11 protein-coding genes are annotated in these 13,796 nt (G+C 69.6%); 7 read left to right on the top strand and 4 right to left on the bottom strand.

Annotated features, from left to right (window positions below; all coding sequences use genetic code 11):
• The first annotated feature begins 307 nt into the window (after positions 1 to 307).
• Positions 308 to 1,303: a LacI family DNA-binding transcriptional regulator gene (locus tag ABT340_RS38805; RefSeq protein WP_352015923.1), complete on the top strand. Its 996-nt coding sequence runs from the start codon at positions 308 to 310 to the stop codon at positions 1,301 to 1,303.
• Between the two features lie 5 nt (positions 1,304 to 1,308).
• Here the strand turns inward: ABT340_RS38805 and ABT340_RS38800 are convergent, their stop codons facing one another.
• Positions 1,309 to 1,887: a general stress protein gene (locus ABT340_RS38800; protein ID WP_352015922.1), complete on the bottom strand. Its 579-nt coding sequence runs from the start codon at positions 1,885 to 1,887 to the stop codon at positions 1,309 to 1,311.
• A gap of 252 nt (positions 1,888 to 2,139) precedes the next feature.
• Between ABT340_RS38800 and ABT340_RS38795 the strand changes: the two genes are divergently transcribed.
• Entirely contained in the window at positions 2,140 to 2,283 is a 144-nt protein-coding gene (locus tag ABT340_RS38795) for a hypothetical protein (RefSeq protein WP_352015921.1), read from the top strand.
• 58 nt (positions 2,284 to 2,341) lie between these two features.
• On the opposite strand, the gene ABT340_RS38790 is transcribed toward ABT340_RS38795, so the two are convergent.
• Entirely contained in the window at positions 2,342 to 3,781 is a 1,440-nt protein-coding gene (locus ABT340_RS38790) for a GuaB1 family IMP dehydrogenase-related protein (protein ID WP_352015920.1), read from the bottom strand.
• A 161-nt stretch (positions 3,782 to 3,942) separates the two neighbouring features.
• Between ABT340_RS38790 and ABT340_RS38785 the strand changes: the two genes are divergently transcribed.
• Positions 3,943 to 4,419, top strand: a complete 477-nt coding sequence (locus tag ABT340_RS38785; RefSeq protein WP_352015919.1) for a GyrI-like domain-containing protein — start codon at positions 3,943 to 3,945, stop codon at positions 4,417 to 4,419.
• On the opposite strand, the gene ABT340_RS38780 is transcribed toward ABT340_RS38785, so the two are convergent.
• Positions 4,416 to 5,549, bottom strand: a complete 1,134-nt coding sequence (locus ABT340_RS38780; RefSeq protein WP_352015918.1) for a CaiB/BaiF CoA transferase family protein — start codon at positions 5,547 to 5,549, stop codon at positions 4,416 to 4,418. The two genes, ABT340_RS38785 and ABT340_RS38780, sit on opposite strands and share 4 nt — an antisense overlap.
• A gap of 183 nt (positions 5,550 to 5,732) precedes the next feature.
• Here ABT340_RS38780 and ABT340_RS38775 point away from each other — a divergent pair, with 183 nt between their 5' ends.
• From ABT340_RS38775 to ABT340_RS38765, 3 genes are all read left to right on the top strand, one after another.
• Positions 5,733 to 7,373 carry a serine/threonine-protein kinase gene (locus ABT340_RS38775; RefSeq protein ID WP_352015917.1) on the top strand — a complete coding sequence of 547 codons (1,641 nt, stop codon included), beginning with the start codon at positions 5,733 to 5,735 and terminating at the stop codon, positions 7,371 to 7,373.
• A gap of 161 nt (positions 7,374 to 7,534) precedes the next feature.
• Positions 7,535 to 8,893, top strand: a complete 1,359-nt coding sequence (locus ABT340_RS38770; RefSeq protein WP_352015943.1) for an FAD-binding oxidoreductase — start codon at positions 7,535 to 7,537, stop codon at positions 8,891 to 8,893.
• Positions 8,894 to 8,905: 12 nt separating this feature from the next.
• On the top strand, positions 8,906 to 10,165 hold the full coding sequence (locus ABT340_RS38765) for a class I SAM-dependent methyltransferase (RefSeq protein WP_352015916.1): 1,260 nt from the start codon (positions 8,906 to 8,908) through the stop codon (positions 10,163 to 10,165).
• A 131-nt stretch (positions 10,166 to 10,296) separates the two neighbouring features.
• Here ABT340_RS38765 and ABT340_RS38760 read toward each other — a convergent pair whose 3' ends face one another.
• Entirely contained in the window at positions 10,297 to 11,829 is a 1,533-nt protein-coding gene (locus tag ABT340_RS38760; protein WP_352015915.1) for a long-chain-fatty-acid--CoA ligase, read from the bottom strand.
• A gap of 177 nt (positions 11,830 to 12,006) precedes the next feature.
• On the opposite strand from ABT340_RS38760, the gene ABT340_RS38755 reads away from it, so the two are divergent.
• Positions 12,007 to 13,578: a GMC family oxidoreductase gene (locus tag ABT340_RS38755; RefSeq protein WP_352015914.1), complete on the top strand. Its 1,572-nt coding sequence runs from the start codon at positions 12,007 to 12,009 to the stop codon at positions 13,576 to 13,578.
• The last annotated feature ends 218 nt before the right edge of the window (positions 13,579 to 13,796 follow it).

Raw genomic sequence — 13,796 nt, 5'->3', positions numbered from 1 at the left:
GCCGGCCGCTTTCCGGTCGGCCGAACGACTCTACGGGGTCCGGCCGACATATGAGATGCGGGGGGACGGACACCTCGCGATCATCGCCGTGACCTCGGCGGGAGGTGCCGCGACGGCCAACGGTGTGCCGTGCGCGCCGCGATCGGCGTGGGGGCGGGCGCTCCGGGCCGTCCGTTCAGGCGGCTGACGCATAATGCCGGATAATGCCGAGCAGGCCGGGAGACCGGCGCGGACCCGCGCGACCTCGCGCGCCCGACTCGCCACCCGAGGGCATTACGCCGTGGTGTCGACAAGCGGGGGAAAACAGATGAGAAGACCCACCCTGGAGGCGGTCGCCGCCCGTGCCGGGGTGTCCCGTTCGACCGTCTCCCGCGTGGTCAACGGCCAGCCGACCGTCACCCCCGACATCCGCGACGTGGTCATGCGGGCGGTCGACGAACTGGGTTACGTCCCCAACGGCGCGGCCAGGAACCTCGTGACCCAGCGGACCAACTCCGTCGCGCTGGTCGTCTCCGAGCACCCGGACCGGGCCTTCTCCGACGACCCGATGTTCTCCACCGTCATCCGGGCGGCGAGCCTGGAACTGGAGACCGCGGGCAAGCAGGTCGTGCTGCTGCCCGCCGGATCGCCGGAGAGCCACGCGAGGGTGGAGAAGTACGTTGCGGGCGGCCACGTCGACGGGGTCATGCTCGTGTCCGGCCGGGGAGCGGACCCGCTGCCCGGCGCGCTCACCCGGCTGCGCGTCCCGGTCGTCTCGTACGGCAGGCCCGCCGCGCCGGTCGCCGTGCCGTACGTGGACGGTGACAACGTGGGCGGCGCGAAACAGGCGGTCGGGCACCTGCTGGAACGGGGCAGACGGCGGATCGCGACCATCGCCGGGCCGCTGGACATGACCGCGGGGCAGGACCGGCTCACCGGCTACCGCGAGACGCTGCGTGACTCCGACCGTCGTTCGATCATCGCGGTCGGCGACTTCACCAGGGAGTCGGGCGCGGTCGCCATGCGCCAGCTGCTGGCCGACGACCCGCTCCTGGACGCGGTGTTCGCCGCCAACGACCTGATGGCCATCGGCGCGATGCGGGCCCTGCGCGAGGCGGGCAGAGGTGTTCCCGACGACGTCGCGGTGGTCGGCTACGACGACGTGGAGGCGGCGCGTTACACCGACCCACCGCTGACGAGTGTCCACAGCCCGCACGCCGAGCAGGCGGCCGCCATGGTCCGGCTGCTGCTCGGCCTGATCCAGGGGGACCCGGCCGAGCCGCTGGTCATGCCGACAAGGCTCGTCGTGAGGTCGTCCTCGTAACGGGCTCAGGTCCGCTGCCGGGAGGAGGGGCCCTCCTGGCGGGGCAGGCCGGGCTCGTACGGCCCGGCCGACGGAGCGGGCTCGACGACCACCGTGTCCGCGGGCCGCGGGCCGCCGTCGAGGACGGCGCGGGCGTGGTCGAGGTGGGAGGCGGCGACCAGCACGTCGTAGCGGCCCGCCACGATCGCGCTGCGTGAGGCGAAGTCCCTCCTGCCGCCGGTGAAGAAGTGGTTGACGAAGCCGAACGCCGCCCCCGTCACCGTGCCCCAGAGCGCCGCCCAGAGCACCAGGACCACGAACGACATCGTCGTCGAGGTGAAGACGCCGAGGAACATCCCCACGACGGCGCCGAAGACCGCGCCGCCGCCGGCCCCGGTGAGGGCGGCCTTGCCGTTCGTCATCCTGCCGGTGACGGTCTCCTCAAGACGGAGGTCGCTGCCGAAGATCGTCACGTACTCGACGGGGAACCCGGCGTCGGAGAGCCCGTCCACGGCTCGCTGGGCCGCTGGATAGTTGTCGTAGCCGACGAGAACCCTGCGGTCGACGACGACGGGGGTGTCCGGGGTGGTCGATAACCGTGCCATGTCCGTTCGCCTTCCCTTGTGTGGTCGGGGATTCGGGCCGTCGGCTACCCCGTGAGGAGGGGGACATGCGTTCGACCTGGTCATGGCTTGTCAGCCCCTGGTAGTCTGCGAGAAAGCTTCCAAGTGAAAACTTTTCCCACGAAAGTGGACATTGAGGGACAAATCCCCTGATCCACTGTTAAGGTTCTTACGAGTGGCGCAGACGGCGGGTGGGCAGGGATCGTCGGCGCCAGGTCCGCGAAGGAACCCGAAATGATCGCATTCATCATGATGATCGAAGCAGTGCTGGCCCTGGCGGGGCTGATGGCGCTGTGCAGGCTCACTCGTTATCCGGCCAGGCGGATGCAGCTGGAGGACCGGGCGGAGCACGTGTTGCAGCCGCGTTACCGCAGGTGACGTTCTTTCGCGCCGGGGCGAGGGCGCCCCGGCGCGAAAGCGGCGCGCGGCGGCCGGGTCACCAGCTCTGGTGCAGGGGCATGCCCTCGGTGTAGCCCGACGAACTCTGGACCCCGATCACCGCGCGCTCGTGGAACTCCTCCAAGGTCGAGGCGCCCGCGTAGGTGCACGAAGACCGCAACCCCGCCACGATGGCGTCGATCTGGTCCTCGACGCTGGGTCTGGCCGGATCGAGATACATCCGCGAAGTGGAGATCCCCTCCTCGAAGAGCGCCTTGCGGGCCCGCTCGAACGGGGAGTCCTCCGCGGTTCGCAGTTTCACGGCGCGGGCGGAGGCCATGCCGAAGTTCTCCTTGTACCTGCGTCCCTCGGCGTCGGTCCTCGCGTCGCCGGGAGACTCGTAGGTGCCGGCGAACCAGGAGCCGATCATCACGTTCGCCGCCCCCGCGGCCAGGGCCAGGGCGACGTCCCTGGGATGCCGGACACCGCCGTCGGCCCAGACGTGCCGGCCGAGACGGCGGGCCTCGGCGGCGCATTCGAGCACGGCGGAGAACTGCGGGCGCCCGACCCCGGTCATCATCCGGGTCGTGCACATGGCCCCCGGCCCGACCCCGACCTTGAGGATGTCCGCCCCGGCCTCGACCAGGTCGCGCACCCCCTCCGCGGTGACGACGTTGCCCGCCGCGACCGGCACGCCGGGACCGAGCGAGCGGACCGCCCGCAGGGCGCCGATCATCTTCTCCTGGTGCCCGTGGGCGGTGTCCACGACCAGGCAGTCGATCCCGGCTTCGAGCAGCTCCTTGGCCTTGGCCGCGACGTCCCCGTTGACGCCGACCGCCGCGGCGACGCGCAGCCTGCCCGCGGCGTCGGTCGCCGGCCGGTACAGCGTGGCCCGCAGCGAGCCGGTCCTGGTCAGGATGCCGACCAGGCGGCCCTCCTCGTCCACGATCGGGGCGAGTCTGTGCCGTCCGTCGTGGAGACGGTCGAAGGCCTCGCGCGGGTCGAGACCGGCGGGCAGGGTGAGCAGGTGATCCGACATCACCTGGGACAACTGGGTGTACATGTCCACGCCCGCGCAGTCTCCCTCGGTGACCACGCCGACGGGGCGGTTGTCCCAGTTGACGATGATGATCGCGCCGTGCGCCCTCTTGGGCAGCAGGCTCAGGGCCTTGCCGACGGTGTCGTGCGGGGTGAGGGTGAGCGGGGTGTCGTGCACCAGATCGCGCTTCTTGACCCAGTCGACCACGTCGGCGACGACCTCGCTGGGGATGTCCTGGGGGATCACCGCGATCCCGCCGCGCCGGGCGACGGTCTCGGCCATCCTGCGTCCCGCGACGGCCGTCATGTTGGCCACCACGACCGGAATCGTCGTTCCCGTGCCGTCGTGGGTCGAGAGGTCGACGGCCAGCCGGGAGCCGACGGAGGAGCGTGACGGCACCATGAACACATCGCTGTAGGTCAGCTCATGAGCAGGCACCATCTCGTTGAGAAATTTCACGTTCTTCCATCCTGTTCCGGTGAATGATCCGGTAAATACTCCGATGAATGGTTACGAATAGGCCTTCCCGCTTTTGAAGATCTCAAAGAGGAGCCGGCACTCTGAGAGGGCACTAAGATCCGGTTTGAGCGGAGTTCACTGGATGGCCGTAAGGAGGCGCTGTGATCGTTGTCGATCGGTCCGAAATGCTTGTCGTCGGCCATGCCGTACGGACCTCCAACGCGGAGGAACTGGAGCAGGGGCGGGGACGGCTTGGCGCGTTGTGGGCGCGGGCGAGTGTTCCCGGGGCCTTCGCGCACGTGCCGGGGCGGATCGACGAGAACCTCTACGCCGTGCTGACCGACTACGAGAGCGACCATCACGGCTCCTACACGCAGGTCGTCGGGGTGGCCGTGCGCAGCGCCGCCGCGCTGCCCGAGGGCATGGTCGCGGTACGGGTGCCCGGCGTCCAGGCGCTGAAGGTCGAGGCGCGCGGCCCCATGCCGGGGGCTCTCCTTGAGGCCTGGCAGCAGGTGTGGAAGCACACCGAGTCCGGCGGCTCGCCCGCCCGCGCCTTCACCACCGACCTGGAGATCCACCACGCCGAGGGCGCAGACCTCTACGTCGCGGTCTTCCCCTCGATGCGCCCCGCGGGTTAGGCGAGCACCCCGGCCTCGCGAAGCCTGGCCTGCTCGGCCGGGGGCAGGCCCCAGGACGACAGGTCGGTGAGCCGGGTCGCGGGCGAGAGATCCTGCTCGGGGACACCGAGCAGGCGTGGCGCGGGAGCGGGCTGGAGGACGCCCCCGGCCTCGACGAAGGTGCCGCGGGCCCTGTTGTGCGGATGCCGGGCCGCCTCGGCCGTGTCGAGCACCGGGAACACACACGCGTCGGAGCCCTCGAACACCTCCTGCCACTGCGCGCGCGTCCTGGACAGGAAGGCCTCGGTCAGCCTGCGCCGCAGCTCGGGCCAGTTCGCCCGGTCGTTCCGGTCGGGCAGGCCGGTCAGGCCCATCAGGGAGACAAGCTCCGCCCAGAACCGCGGTTCGAGCGCGCCGACCGCGACGAACCCGCCGTCGGCGGTCTCGTAGGTGTCGTACATGGGGGCGCCGGTGTCGAGCAGATTGGTGCCGCGCGGACCCCACGAGCCGTCCTGGACCCGGTCGTAGAACATCGCGAACAGCGCCGCGGCCCCGTCGACCATGGCGGCGTCGACCACCCGTCCCCGTCCTGTGCGCTCGCGTTCGAGCAGCGCGAGCAGTACGCCGTAGGCGAGCATGAGGCCTCCGCCCGCGAAGTCGCCGAGCAGGTTGACCGGCGGCAGGGGGCGTTCCCCCTCGCGGCCGAGCGCCGAGAGCACGCCGGAGGCCGCGAGATAGTCGATGTCGTGCCCGGCGGTCCGCGCCAGCGGCCCCTCCTGGCCCCAGCCGGTCATCCGCCCGTAGACGAGGCGCGGGTTGACCGCGTGCAGGTCGGCGGGGCCGATGCCGAGCCGCTCGGCGACCCCCGGCCGGTAGACCTCGATGACCACGTCCGCCTCCCGGGCCAGGCGCCTGAAGGCCGCCACGCCCTCGGGGGACTTCAGGTCGAGACCGATCGTCCGCTTGCCCCGGTCCATGACCTGGCGCCGGGGGGCGTCCGCCTCGGCGGTGACCACGGCGACGCGTTCGATCCGCAGCACCCGCGCGCCGTGGTCGGCCAGCATCATCCCCGCGAACGGCCCGGGAGCCAGCCCGGCCAGCTCCAGCACACGCACTCCGGTCAGCGGCCCGGTCCTGGTGACGTGCTCCACCGGGGCGTCCTCCTCATGTTCGGTCCGTCGCAACCGGTGGTCCCTTGGTAAGGTCCCAGAGTCTCCTTCCGGCAAGTAGAACAACGTTCGGCTTTCGCTGGCAAGACATCTCTCGGTGGCCCGCGCGGTGTCCGAGTGATATGGGAAACTTGCGCCCTATCTGGATGGGACAGGGGTCGTGCGATGACATATCCGCACAGTGAACGGGTGGTCGCTGGGCGTTATCGGCTGTTGAGAGAGCTCGGCCGCGGGGGCATGGGGGTGGTGTGGGAGGGGCACGACACCCTCCTGGACCGCCCGGTCGCGGTCAAGGAGGTTCTCCTGCCGCCCAATCTCGCCCCCGCGGAGCACCAACGCCAGCTCGCCCGCACCTCTCGCGAGGCCAGGACCGCCGCCAGGCTCAACCACCGCAACATCGTGGCGGTCTACGACGTCGCCGAGCAGGACGGGCGTCCCTGGATCGTCATGGAACTCGTCAGGGCGCGGGGGCTCGACGAGGCGGGCATCCTGCCGGTCCGGCAGGTCGCCGAGGTCGGTCGTCAGGTGCTGTCCGCCCTCAGGGCGGCCCACGAGGCGGGCATCCTGCACCGTGACGTCAAACCGAGCAACATCCTGCTGGACGCCGAGGGCCGGGCCGTACTCACCGACTTCGGGATCGCCACCGTCGAGGGTGACACCTCCCTCACCCAGACCGGCATGGTGACCGGCTCGCCGAGCTTCCTTCCCCCGGAACGCGCCGCGAACGGCGACGTCGGGCCCTGGTCGGACCTGTGGGCGCTGGGCGCCACCCTGTACGCCGCGCTGATCGGCCACGGCCCCTTCGAACGCCGTGACGCCATCGCCACCCTCGGCGCGCTCCTCACCGAGGAACCCGACTTCGACCGGGTGCCCCGGGCGATGCGCGAGGTGCTGACCGGGCTGCTCCAGCGCGATCCGGCGCGCAGGCTGAGCGCCGAGCAGGCCGACCTGCTGCTGACCGAGGCGATCAACGACCCCTCGGGGACCATGCCGCGCCGCGCCGTGCGAGCCGAGCACACGACCTCGGCGACCACCGAGATCCCTGAAGCACCCGAGCCCCCCGCGAGGCGGCGGCGCAGGCGGCAGGCCGGCGTGGGCGGCGGCAAGACCGCGCTGATCACCGCCGCGGTGGTTCTCGTCGCCGGAGGCAGCGCCGTGGCGGTGGCGATGGCGAACGCGAACACCGTCACGGTCTCACCGGTGAAGGCGCAGTTCCCTGAGCCGGCGGGCTCCGGCGACCCCTCGCCGGTCGCCGAGGTGAGCGCCGAGACGACCTCGCCGTCCGCGACTCCCGCCCCGACCCCCGTCAAGACCAGGACCGCCGCCCCGGCCTCCCGGTTGCGCACCTGGCGGGCCAGGTCCCCGGAGAACTGGTCCATCGGCTACCCGGCGGGCTGGAAGGGGGACTACGCCCCGGAGACCGGCTACACCCAGTGGCTGCGCTCGGACGGCCGGGCCCACATGGCGGTCGAGGTGCTTCCCGGGCAACTGGGAAGCCTGGAGACGCTCCAGCGGACCGTCAAGGAGAACACGGCGCAGTGGAGCGACATCGGCACCGACCGTACGGCGCGCATCCCCCTGAAGTACGGCGCGGGCCTGCAGTGGGAGTTCACCTGGACGGCCAGGGACGTCGGCGGTGTGCCGTGGGCGACCCCCGGGACCACCTACCACGAGATCAGCCGGTTCATCGGCGTCGGTGACACGGTCATGGTGGTGAGCTGGACCACCGTGGCCTCCGAGTGGAAGGCGGGAACCGGCCTGATGAACCAGGTCATGGACAGCTTCCACCCGCGCGGAGGCGAGTGACGGCGGAGCGGGCCGGTGGCCGGAGAGACGCCGGGGACGGGACCCCCGTAGAGTTTCCACGCGTTTAACGTGTCCCGCATGGCTCCCGGGACATCAGAGATATAACGTGCTAGAGGCGATCTTTACTGTGGGAGCCCTGGGGGTGAGGACCTGTGGAACAGATGACACAGATGTCGGCACATCGGCGTGCCGTTGAGCAGATCAGGGACTCCTACGCCGCGATTCCCGGCGGCTCCGCGCCACGGCTGGCGAAGGCGACCACGAACCTGTTCCGCTTCAGGGAGGGCTCGCAGGGGGCGCGCCTGTCCGCACGTGACCTCGACCGGGTCATCGAGGTCGATCCGGTGGCGATGACCGCCGAGGTGCAGGGCATGACCACCTACGAGAACCTGGTGGACGCCACCCTCCCGCACGGGCTCATGCCGTACGTCGTGCCGCAGCTCAAGACGATCACGCTGGGCGGGGCGGTGACGGGGCTGGGCATCGAGTCGACCAGCTTCCGCGACGGGCTCCCGCACGAGTCGGTCGAGGAGCTGGAGATCCTCACCGGTGACGGCCGTGTCGTCGTCGCGCGTGCCGACAACGAGCACAGCGACCTGTTCCACGCCTTCCCCAACTCCTACGGCACGCTGGGCTACGCGCTGCGGATCCGGATCAAGCTCAAGCGTGTGCAGCCGTACGTCCGGCTGACCCACATCCCCTTCACCGACGCCGACAAGTGCATGATCGCCATGAAGGAGATCTGTGAGCGCGGCGAGCACGACGGCGAGCCGGTCGACTTCGTGGACGGCACGTTCTTCGGCCCCGGCGAGCTCTACATCACCGTCGGGCGCTTCGCGGAGAAGGCGCCTTATCTGTCCGACTACACGGGCATGCGCATCTACTACCGGTCGATCCAGACCAGGACCCGTGACTGGCTGACCGTCCGCGACTACATCTGGCGCTGGGACACCGACTGGTTCTGGTGCTCGCGGGCCTTCGGCGTGCAGGAGCCGCTGGTGCGCTCGCTGATGCCGCGCAAGTGGATGCGCTCGGACGTCTACCGCAGGCTCGTGGGCCTCGACCGCAAGTACGGCGTGATCGCCAGGATCGACCGCTGGCGTGGCCGTCCGCTGCAGGAGTCGGTCATCCAGGACATCGAGGTGCCCGTCGAGCGCGGAGCCGAATTCCTTGAGTTCTTCCACGACAAGGTCGGCATGGAGCCGGTGTGGATGTGCCCCCTGAAGGCGACCGGGCAGTGGCCGCTCTACCCCCTTGAGCCGGGGCGACTGTATGTCAACTTCGGCTTCTGGGGTACGGTGCCGTTGCCCAGAGGGCAGTTCGACGGCTACTACAACCGTCTCATCGAACGCAGGGTGCACGAGCTGGAGGGGCACAAGTCGCTGTACTCGACGTCGTTCTACGGGGAGGACGAGTTCTGGCAGTTCTATAACGGAACGGCCTACTGGCCAGTAAAGCGGGCATACGACGCGGGTGGCCGGTTGCTCGACCTCTACGACAAGTGTGTGCGGGGGCGTTAGGAGGTTGAATCTGTGAAGCTCGCAGAGATCTTCGAGATGGTCGTCGGCTCGGAGGCGGGGATTCGTTTCAGAGCGTACGACGGCAGCAAGGCGGGTCCGGACAGCGCCGACATCGGTGTCGAGGTCAAGTCTCCGATCGCTGTGGCCTATCTAGCCCAGGCTCCGGGTGAGCTGGGTCTGGCCAGGGCGTATGTCTCGGGGCACCTCGACGTCGACGGGGACATGTACTCCCTGCTGGCGCGCATGTGGTCACTCACCATCAACGACATCACCACGGCGCAGAAGCTCGCCGCGATCCGCGCGCTCGGCGTCAAACCCCTGATGATGCGGGTGCCGCCTCCCCCCCAGGAGGTACGGCGCAGCATGCTCGCGAAGATGGGCAGCCGGCACGCCAAGCAGCGTGACGCCGAGGCGATCCACCACCACTACGACGTCTCCAACAAGTTCTACTCCTGGGTGCTCGGCCCCTCCATGGCCTACACCTGCGCGGTCTACCCGACCGAGGAGTCCTCACTTGAGGAGGCGCAGTACGCCAAGTTCGACCTGGTGGCCAAGAAGCTCGGCCTGAAGCCGGGCATGCGGCTGCTGGACGTGGGCTGCGGCTGGGGCGGCATGGTCATGCACGCCGCCCGTGAGTACGGCGTGAAGGCGCTGGGGGTCACCCTCTCGCGTCAGCAGGCCGAATGGGCGCAGAAGGCCATCGCCGAGGCGGGGCTCAGCGAGCTGGCCGAGGTCCGTCACATGGACTACCGGGACGTCCAGGAGAGCGGCTTCGACGCCGTGAGCTCGATCGGTCTGACCGAGCACATCGGCAAGGACCAGCTGCCGTTCTACTTCAAGTTCCTGTACGGCAAGCTGGTGCCCGGCGGGCGCATCCTCAACCACTGCATCACCAGGCCCACCGGCGTGGAGAAGACCATCAACGCGGGCGGCTTCATCAACCGCTACGTCTTCCCCGACGGTGAGCTTGAGTCGGTCGGCCACCTCATTCGCCAGATGGAGGACCTCGGCTTCGAGATCCGCCACGAGGAGAACCTGCGTGAGCACTACGCGCAGACCCTGCGCCACTGGTGCGCCAACCTCGACGACCACTGGGACGAGGCGGTCGAGGAGGTCGGACAGGGGACGGCCAGGGTGTGGCGGCTCTACATGGCCGGGTGCGTGGTCGGCTTCGAGCGCAACAAGGTCCAGCTCCACCAGGTCCTGGGCGTGAAACTCGACGACAAGGGCGTGGCCGGTGTGCCGCTGCGTCCGGCTCTCGACTGGCCCTGACCTCAACCGGTCTCTTCGCGGGGGCCTCGTACCGGACTCATCACCAGGGGCCACGGCCCGCATCCACCGGGGTGCGGGCCGCGGCCTTCCGGGTTCGGAACGGCCCCGGAGGCGATGGAGGGCCGGGCCCCCTACCTCAGCTCACGCTTGAGGATCTTGCCGGTCGCGGTCATCGGGAGGGTCTCACGGAACTCGACGAAACGGGGATACTTGTAGGCCGCCATGTTCTCCCTGGCCCAGGCGGCCAGCTCGTCCTCGGTGAGCGTCGCCCCCTGGGTGCGGATGACATAGGCCTTGACCTCCTCGCCGTGCGAGTCGTGGGGGACTCCGACCACCGCGGCGAGGGAGACGCCGGGGTGGGTCATCAGCACCTCCTCGACCTCACGCGGGTAGACGTTGAAGCCACCCCGGATGATCATGTCCTTGGCCCGGTCGATGATCGTGTAGTAGCCGTCGGCGTCACGCACGGCGATGTCGCCGGTGCGGAACCAGCCGTCATTCATGACCTCCGCGGTGGCCTCGGGGCGGTTGTAGTAGCCCTTCATCACGTTGTGGCCGCGGACGGCGATCTCCCCGGGACCCTCGCCCTCGACCGTCTTCCAGTCTCCGTCGATCAGCCTCATCTCCACGCCCCAGACCGGCGTGCCGATCGTGCCGGGCTTGGTCGGCCTGCCGAGCTGGTTGAAGCTGGCCACCGGGGAGGTCTCCGACAGGCCGTAGCCCTCCAGGATGCCGATCCCGAAGGTGGCCTCGAAGTCCCTGAGCACCTCACCGGGCAGGGAGGCGCCGCCGGAGACCGCGACCCTCAGCGAGGAGGGGACCGCGTCACCGTCGTGAACCCTGGTCAGCATGGCCCAGTACATCGTCGGCACGCCCGCGAACAGCGTGACGTTCTCCGCGCGCATCAGTTCGAGCGCCGGACCCGGCTCGAAACGCGGCATGAGCACGATGGTCGCCCGGCGCCGGAACCCCAGGTTCAGCACCGTGGTCTGGCCGAAGGAGTGGAACAGCGGCAGCGCGGCCAGGAAGGCGTCACCGCCCTCGGAGCGCGGGAACATCTCGTCCGAGACCATGGCGTTGAGCAGCATGTTCTGGTGGCTCAGCTCCGCGCCCTTCGGCTGCCCCGTGGTGCCGCTGGTGTAGAGGATCACCGCGGTGTCGTCCGGTGCGGTCTGCACGGTCTGGAACTGCCCGGGAACGCCGTCAAGCGCCGCCCACAGGGTCTCGCCGTGCTCGGACTCGGTGGCGAAGGCGGTGGCGGGCAGGACGATGAAGTGCTCGGTCGGCTCGGACTCCTCGAAGCCCGCCCTGCCCCGCTCGCCCAGCGGCAGTTCGGGCGTGCCCTCGAAGCAGAAGAAGGCCTTGGCCTCGGCGTCCCGCAGGTGATAGGCGATCTCCCTGGGCTGCAGGAGCACGTTGAGCGGCACGACCGTGGCGCCCGTCTTGAGGATGCCGTAGTACACGAAGGGGAAGTAGGGCAGATTCGGACAGGCCAGCGCGACCCGGTCCCCTCTGCCGACGCCTCTGGAGACCAGCAGGTTGGCGACCTGGTTGGCGATGGTGTCGACCAGCGAGTACGGCAGCCGCAGGTCGCCGAAGACGATCGCGGTGCGGTCGGGCTGCTGGCGGGCACTGTCCTCCAGGACGATCGACAGATTGAGCATGGGCGTCCTCCTCCAGGGCGGGATCTGTCCCGTGCCATCTTTTCAGGGCGGAGATACCTACCGGTAGGTAACAATGGTTACGAATTGACGCGTAAAGCACCTCAGGGTAAGCAGATGTGAGCCCGCTTACCGAGGGTAGGCGGGCCGTCCGTTCGTGCGACGAAGGGGCAGTGCGCAGTGGAGTACGACTATGTGATCGTGGGGGCGGGGTCGGCGGGGTGTGTGCTGGCGAACCGGCTGTCCGCCGACCCGGCGACGACGGTGGTGCTGATCGAGGCGGGCGGACCGGCCGACAAGCTGGAGGTCAGGATGCCCGCCGGGTTCGCCCGGCTCTTCAAGACCGGTTGCGACTGGAACTTCACCACCGTCGAGCAGCCAGGCCTGTCGGGCAGGCGGCTCTACTGGCCGCGCGGCCGGATGCTCGGCGGTTCCTCCTCGATGAACGCCCAGATGTGGGTGCGCGGGCACCGGGCGGACTACGACGGATGGGACGTGCCCGGCTGGTCCTACGAGGAGGTCCTGCCGTACTTCCGCCGGGCCGAGGGCCGGGTGGGCTCCAACCGCGGCGACGTGTACGGCACCGCGGGCCCGGTCCGCATCTCTGAGCTGCGCAGCCCCAATCCGCTGACCCCGGTGTTCCTGAAGGCCTGCGAGGAGGCCGGGCTCACCCGCCTCGACGAGCTGAACGGCCCCTCGAACGAGGGCTGCTCCCCGACCCCCGTCACCCAGGACAGGGGCCGCCGTTGCAGTTCCGCCGACGCCTACCTGAGGCCGGCCGTAAGGAGGCCCAACCTCACTGTGCTGACCTCCCGCCAGGTGCGCAGGGTGCTGATCGAGGAGGGGCGTGCGACGGGCGTCGAGTGCGCCCCCGCGAACGACGGAGGCGGCAGGGACGGCGGCACGGTCGTGCGGGCACGCAGGGAGGTCGTCCTGTCGGCGGGGGCGATCGGCTCGCCGCACCTGCTGATGCTTTCGGGCGTCGGAGCCGCCGACGACCTGCTCGCCCAGGGCATCGAGCCGCTCGCCGACCTTCCCCAGGTCGGCGCCAACCTCCAGGACCACCTCGCCTCCGGGGTCATCCTGCACTGCCCGGAACCGGTCACGCTCGCCAAGGCCGAGTCGGTCGGCAACCTGCTGCGCTTCCTGGTCGGCAGGAACGGCATGCTCACCTCGAACGTCGGCGAGGCGGTGGCCTTCATCAAGACCTCGCCGGACGAACCGGCCCCCGACATCGAGCTGATCTTCGCCCCCGTGCCCTTCATCGACCACGGGCTCACCCGGCCGCCCGCGCACGGCCTGACCATCGCCTCCATCCTCCTGCGGCCGGAGAGCAGGGGGCGGATCTTCCTCCAGGGGCGTGACGTGGCCATCGACCCCGCCTATCTCACCGCGGAGGCCGACCTCAGGAGACAGGTCGCCGGACTGAGAAAGGCCAAGGAACTGTTCGCGACCTCGGCGCTCCTGCCGTTCGCGGGGGCTCCCATGGACCCGTACCGGGGGGCCGACAGCGAGGAGGAGCTCATCGGCTGGATCCGTGAACGCAGCGAGACCCTCTACCACCCGGTCGGGACCTGCCGCATGGGCGAGGACGCGGACGCGGTGGTCGACCCGAGCCTGCGGGTTCGCGGGATCGAGGGGCTGCGCGTGGCCGACGCGTCGGTCATGCCGGTGATCAACCGGGGCCACACCCACGCCCCCACCGTCATGATCGCGGAAAAGGCCGCCGAACTGATCGCCGGAGGTTCGTGACCCCCGGAGGTCCTTTTCGATTCACGGGGGATTCTGCGGGGAATCCCGGCCCGCACCATGGGGCAGGTGTTAGGTTCCGCCATGGGATCGAGTCGTGACTCCCGGTGTGCGCGCGTGTGTTCTCCGTGATCGAAGCATCCGGCCTTCACGATCCGTACGGTCCCGTTCAGCACTCTTCGAACGGAAAGTCACATGACAGGATCGGCAAATGGGGAGCT

This window comes from Streptosporangium sp. NPDC000239 (assembly GCF_040300765.1).
Lineage (GTDB): Bacteria > Actinomycetota > Actinomycetes > Streptosporangiales > Streptosporangiaceae > Streptosporangium.
This window is presented reverse-complemented; position numbering and strand designations above follow the sequence as displayed.

Coding starts and splice junctions, on each gene's coding strand:
- ABT340_RS38775 (WP_352015917.1), top strand. CDS start 5,733: ATGACATATCCGCACAGTGAACGGGTGGTCGCTGGGCGTTATCGGCTG.
- ABT340_RS38800 (WP_352015922.1), bottom strand. CDS start 1,887: ATGGCACGGTTATCGACCACCCCGGACACCCCCGTCGTCGTCGACCGC.
- ABT340_RS38805 (WP_352015923.1), top strand. CDS start 308: ATGAGAAGACCCACCCTGGAGGCGGTCGCCGCCCGTGCCGGGGTGTCC.
- ABT340_RS38760 (WP_352015915.1), bottom strand. CDS start 11,829: ATGCTCAATCTGTCGATCGTCCTGGAGGACAGTGCCCGCCAGCAGCCC.
- ABT340_RS38795 (WP_352015921.1), top strand. CDS start 2,140: ATGATCGCATTCATCATGATGATCGAAGCAGTGCTGGCCCTGGCGGGG.
- ABT340_RS38770 (WP_352015943.1), top strand. CDS start 7,535: ATGACACAGATGTCGGCACATCGGCGTGCCGTTGAGCAGATCAGGGAC.